Origin of the sequence: Promineifilum sp. (SeqCode) (assembly GCF_041918635.1) — a bacterium.
GTDB lineage: Bacteria > Chloroflexota > Anaerolineae > Promineifilales > Promineifilaceae > Promineifilum.
The window spans coordinates 1-4,677 of record NZ_JAYRVJ010000069.1; the positions used below are offsets into that span (position 1 = coordinate 1).

The following is a 4,677-nucleotide window of genomic DNA, read 5'->3' on the forward strand; positions in this document are numbered from 1 at the left end:
ATGATCACAAACGGCCGCTCTGGCCCAATACGCACCGTCTTCGTCCGCGATTGGATGATCGTCTCCATAAAGCTCCGTCCTCCTAAACCAACAAAGAATCCACAGATTTTACAGATGACGCAGATTTTTTCTGAGATATCTGTGTCATCTGTGAAATCTGTGGATTCTTTCTTCCGTCAGGCGTGGTCGGGCGGGTGCAGGTGTGGGTGATGGTAATGGCGCGGGCGGTGGTGGTCGTGGCGGGCGGCCTCTTCGCCGGCCGGTGTGCCTGTCTGGTAGGGACGCGGCAGCAGCCCGGCCTCCTCGATGATCTCGGCCACCAACTCCTCCTGCCGGTAGGCCATCACGTGCACGCCGGCTACACCGGCAATCTCGCGCACCTGCTGGATAATCTCGACGCAGATGCGCTTGCCCTCGGCGCGTTGCTTGCCTTTGGCCGCGCCGCGCAGCCGGGCGATCACCTCGTCCGGGATGTAGACGCCCGGCACTTTGGCGCGCATGAACTCGGCCGCTTTCTCCCCGCGCAGCGGCCCGACGCCGACCAGGATGAACACCCGCTCGTGCAGCCCCAGGTCGCGCACGCGCGCCATGAACGCCTCCAGCCGCGGCACGTCGAAGCAGTACTGCGTCTGGATGAAGTCGGCCCCCGCCTCCACCTTCTTGGCCAGGCGCAGCGGCCGCCACTCGAACGGCGGCGCGAACGGGTTCTCGGCCGCCCCCAGGAACAGGCGGGGCGGCACGGTCAGCTTGCGCCCGCTCAGGAACATGCCCTCGTCACGCATAATGCGCGCCGTGCGCAGCAGTTGGGTGGAATCAAAGTCAAACACCCGCTTGGCCTGCGGCTGATCGCCGTTGGTCACGTCGTCGCCCGTCAGGCACAACACGTTGCTGACGCCCATCGCCGCCGCGCCCAGCAGGTCGCCCTGGATGGCGATGCGGTTGCGGTCGCGGCAGGAGACCTGGTAGACGGGGGAGTAGCCGGCGCGCGTCAGCAGGGCGCAGATGGCGACGCTCGACATGTGGCAGTTGGCGCCGGAAGCGTCGGTGGCGTTGATCCCGTCGCACACCCCGGCCAGCACCACAGCCGCGTCGTAGACCTCTTGTGGGTCGGCGCTGTCGGGCGGGTTCAGTTCGGCGGTGACGGCGAAGCGGCCTGCCCGCAGGACACGCTCCAGACTGCCGTCTGATTTATAGTGATGATCCATGTCCATTACTCGATACAGGCAGCACGGGAATGGCTTGTTTGAGATCGACCTGTGAGGGGATGGCGCGCCACCCTTCGGGGTACTCCACGTCCGCGCCGGTCAGCATGTTGATCCAGGCCGAGTCCCCTTTCAGGCAGTGATTGACCGGCGGCTGAATCCACAACATTTCGTGGCCGTAGAGCGGCATCTTCTGCGACCGCTCGAAAGCCTGCACCCAGACGCAGCGCATCTCCGGTTTGACTTCGCAATGACCATTGGCGCGCACGCCGCCGCAGGGGCCGTTGCGCAGGTTCTTGGGGCAAGTCATCGGGCAGGTCATGCCCGTCGAGTGCAGGATACATTGGCCGCACATGCGGCAGTCGAATGACCATTCCTTGGCCGGCTTCTCGAACGGCCGCAACCAGCGATCCGCCCGCTCATAGCCAATACGCGCGATCAGTGGGTCAGCCCAGTTGAAGAAACGATGCGTTAGATCATAGACGCGCTCCAACAGGGCGGGGCGCGCTTGGAGCCAGGTTTGCAGTGACATGGGCTACTCCGGCGCGGGATGTCATCCCGCGCCACCAAGCTTGTAGGGCGGGATGGTATCCCGCCTCTTCACGTCCCAGATGCGGGATACCATCCCGCGCTACAAGATCTGTAGGGGCGGGTTTGAAACCCGCCCCTACTCGCGGTGGCGGCGATGGCTTCGCTCGCGGGTCGCCGCGCCGGTCGCGCCGTTACCGACGGCTTGGGCCCGCTCAGCTTCCAGCGCCGTCAGATCGGCCTCCGAGATGGGCGAGCGCAGCGCCTCAGCGATAGCCGCGATGTGGGCCGGCCCGTTGCCGCAACAGCCGCCGATGAACGATGCGCCCAGGGCGCGCACGCGCTGGGCATAGAGGCCCATTACCGGCGGCGTGGCGTCGTAGATCAGTTCATTGTTGCGCCATTGAGGGATGCCGGCGTTGGCCTTAGCGATCAGGCGCACCTCCGGCGCTTCGTGGTGCATGGCGTCGATGACGCCCTCGATCTCGGCGATACCGTTGCCGCAGTTGCCGCCAATGGCCGTCAGCCCCCATGCTTTCATCGTGCGGACGGCCTGGGCTGGGGTGACGCCCATCATGGTGCGGCCGTTGGTGTCAAAACTCATGGTGGCGCAGATGGGCAGATCGGTGACCGAGCGAGCGCCTTCCACCGCGGCCCGCACCTCTTCCAGGTCGCTCATCGTCTCGACCCACAACAGATCGACGCCGCCGGCGGCCAGCCCGCGCGCCTGCTCGGCGAAAGCGGCCATGGCGTCGGCGAACGCCATGTTGCCCATCGGGGCCAGCAGTTCGCCCGTCGGCCCCATCGAACCGGCCACCAGCACCGGGTGGAGCGCGGCGTCGGCCTCGGCGCGGGCGTTCTGGGCCGCGGCCTTGTTCAGTTCGAACACGCGGTCCTGAAGATTGTGCAGCTTCAGGCGGTAGCGCGTGCCGCCGAAGGAGTTGGTCAGGATGATCTGCGAACCTGACTGGATGTACTGCCGGTGGACGGCCCGGATGCGGTCAGGGTAGGCCACGTTCCACTCTTCCGGCGGCGCGCCCGCCTGGAGGCCGGCGGCGAAGAGCATGGTGCCCATCGCGCCGTCCAGGACGACGGTAGGGGAGGATTGCAGCAGTTGTTCGAGCTTGTTCATAACGTTACTCCGCGGTCGGCGGACAGGAGCCATTTGGGCAGGCACGCGGGTCTGCCCCTACAGGGCCTTCTGTTGGGCGCGGCGGATCTTCATGAAGCGCTTGGCCGTCTCTACGGCCACGGCAGCGTCGCGGCAGTAGGCGTCGGCCTCGATCTCTTCGGCGAACGCTTCGTTCAGTGGCGCGCCGCCAACCATCACGATGATGTCCTGGCGAATGCCGGCCGTCTTCAGCGCCTCGATGACGACGCGCATGTAGGGCATGGTCGTAGTCAGCAGCGCGCTCATGCCCAGGATCTCGGGCTTGTGCTTCTCGATGGCGGCCATGAAGTTCTCGACTGAGTTGTTGATGCCCAGGTCGATGACCTCGAAGCCGGCCCCCTCCATCATCATCGACGTCAGATTCTTGCCGATGTCGTGGATATCGCCCTTGACCGTGCCGACGACCATCGTGCCGATCTTTGGCGCGCCCGTCTCGGCCAACAGCGGGCGCAGGATACCCATACCGGCCTTCATCGCCTTGGCCGCCATCAGCACCTCGGGCACGAAGAGGATGCCGTCGCGGAAGTCGATGCCGACGATGTCCATGCCCGCGACCAGCCCATTGGTCAGGATGGCATACGGTTCGTGGCCCCGCGCCAGCATCTCGTTGACTTCTTCCTCGATCTCCTCGGCGTAGCCGTCATAGAGATCTTCCTTCATCAACTCATAGATCTCGTCATCCGACATCTCTTGCAGATTGATCTCATCTTCGGTCATCGACATACCTTCTTCCATGTGGCGCGGGCTGTTAGCCCGCGTTTCCCACCCTACCCTAGATGTAGCGCGGGTTGGCAACCCGCGTCCTTCACTCTACCCTGAATTGATGCGGGTCAAAGACCCCGCGCCAGGTCGCGTTATGTAGTTGTTTCAGAAGACGCGGGTTGCCAACCCGCGCTACAACGGGCGCCTTTGGCGGATACGCCCGCCGCGCCTCGCGCCATTCCCCGCGGGGCCAGTCATCCGCGGCAGCGGCGCGCCCAGCTGGCTTTCCAGATTCGGAAACCCGTCGCTCGCGTGCGGGATGTGGATCGCGCCGACGAACTCGTTCTGGAAGTCCGGGTCAACGGCCGTCTCGACGTAGGTTACCCAGCGGGCGATCTCCTGCGCCTCCGCGCGCTTGTCGCGATTCAGCAGGGCGATACGCGCTCCATCGCCGGCGGCGTTGCCAACGGCCGTCACCCGTTCCAGCGGGCAATCGGGGATCAGCCCCAGCAGCAAGGCGTACTTCGGATCGATGTAGCTGCCAAAGGCCCCAGCCAGCGTAATGAAGTCCACTCGCGCCACGCCGGCGCGATTCATCAGCAGCTTGACCCCGGCGTAGAGCGCCGCCTTCGCCAATTGGATGTTGCGCACGTCGTCCTGCGTCACCAGGATGGGCTGGCCGGTGGTTGTCTGATCGCCGGTCGCCAGGATGTAGGCGCCTTTTTTGCCGTGCCAGGTGAGACGAGCGCTGGGGAGCGGGGGGGCGGGGGTGCGGGGGGGCAGGGGAGCAGGAGAATCGCTCGGTGTAGGTGGTTCCGGGTTGAAGCGGCCGTCGGGGAGGAGGATGCCGGCCAGGTACATCTCGGCTACGACCTCGATGATGCCGGAGCCGCAGATGCCCGCCGCCAGGTGTTGCGGCTGCGCCTCGACCGGGGCGTCCGGCCCGCGCCGCCACTCGTCCGACCAGCGCTCCTCGCCGATGACGCGGAAGCGCGCCTCCCAGGTGTTCGGGTCGATGCGCACCCGCTCGATGGCCCCCGGCGCGGCGCGCATGCCAAAGCTGATCTGCGCCCC

At 65.6% G+C, this 4,677-nt stretch carries 5 protein-coding genes; all 5 read right to left on the reverse strand.

Annotation, left to right across the window (positions count from 1 at the left end):
• Positions 1 to 176: 176 nt before the first annotated feature.
• Positions 177 to 1,205 carry a methylenetetrahydrofolate reductase gene (locus ACE3UY_RS02125; protein ID WP_374685900.1) on the reverse strand — a complete coding sequence of 343 codons (1,029 nt, stop codon included), beginning with the start codon at positions 1,203 to 1,205 and terminating at the stop codon, positions 177 to 179.
• Positions 1,189 to 1,734, reverse strand: coding sequence for a methylenetetrahydrofolate reductase C-terminal domain-containing protein (locus ACE3UY_RS02130; RefSeq protein ID WP_374685901.1), 546 nt, complete (start codon positions 1,732 to 1,734; stop codon positions 1,189 to 1,191). Before ACE3UY_RS02130 ends, ACE3UY_RS02125 begins: the two co-directional genes overlap by 17 nt.
• Positions 1,735 to 1,869: 135 nt before the next feature.
• Positions 1,870 to 2,862, reverse strand: a complete 993-nt coding sequence (bmt, locus tag ACE3UY_RS02135) for a betaine--homocysteine S-methyltransferase (protein ID WP_374685902.1) — start codon at positions 2,860 to 2,862, stop codon at positions 1,870 to 1,872.
• A 57-nt stretch (positions 2,863 to 2,919) separates the two neighbouring features.
• A complete protein-coding gene (locus tag ACE3UY_RS02140) occupies positions 2,920 to 3,618 on the reverse strand; it encodes a corrinoid protein (RefSeq protein ID WP_374685904.1) in 699 nt (232 codons plus the stop codon).
• A 177-nt stretch (positions 3,619 to 3,795) separates the two neighbouring features.
• On the reverse strand, positions 3,796 to 4,677 hold an 882-nt coding region (locus tag ACE3UY_RS02145; RefSeq protein WP_374685903.1), incomplete at its 5' end, for an ASKHA domain-containing protein.

Bases quoted from the DNA above. Each gene is read 5' to 3' on its own strand.
- bmt (WP_374685902.1), bottom strand. From the start codon at position 2,862: ATGAACAAGCTCGAACAACTGCTGCAATCCTCCCCTACCGTCGTCCTG.
- ACE3UY_RS02125 (WP_374685900.1), bottom strand. From the start codon at position 1,205: ATGGATCATCACTATAAATCAGACGGCAGTCTGGAGCGTGTCCTGCGG.
- ACE3UY_RS02140 (WP_374685904.1), bottom strand. From the start codon at position 3,618: ATGACCGAAGATGAGATCAATCTGCAAGAGATGTCGGATGACGAGATC.
- ACE3UY_RS02130 (WP_374685901.1), bottom strand. From the start codon at position 1,734: ATGTCACTGCAAACCTGGCTCCAAGCGCGCCCCGCCCTGTTGGAGCGC.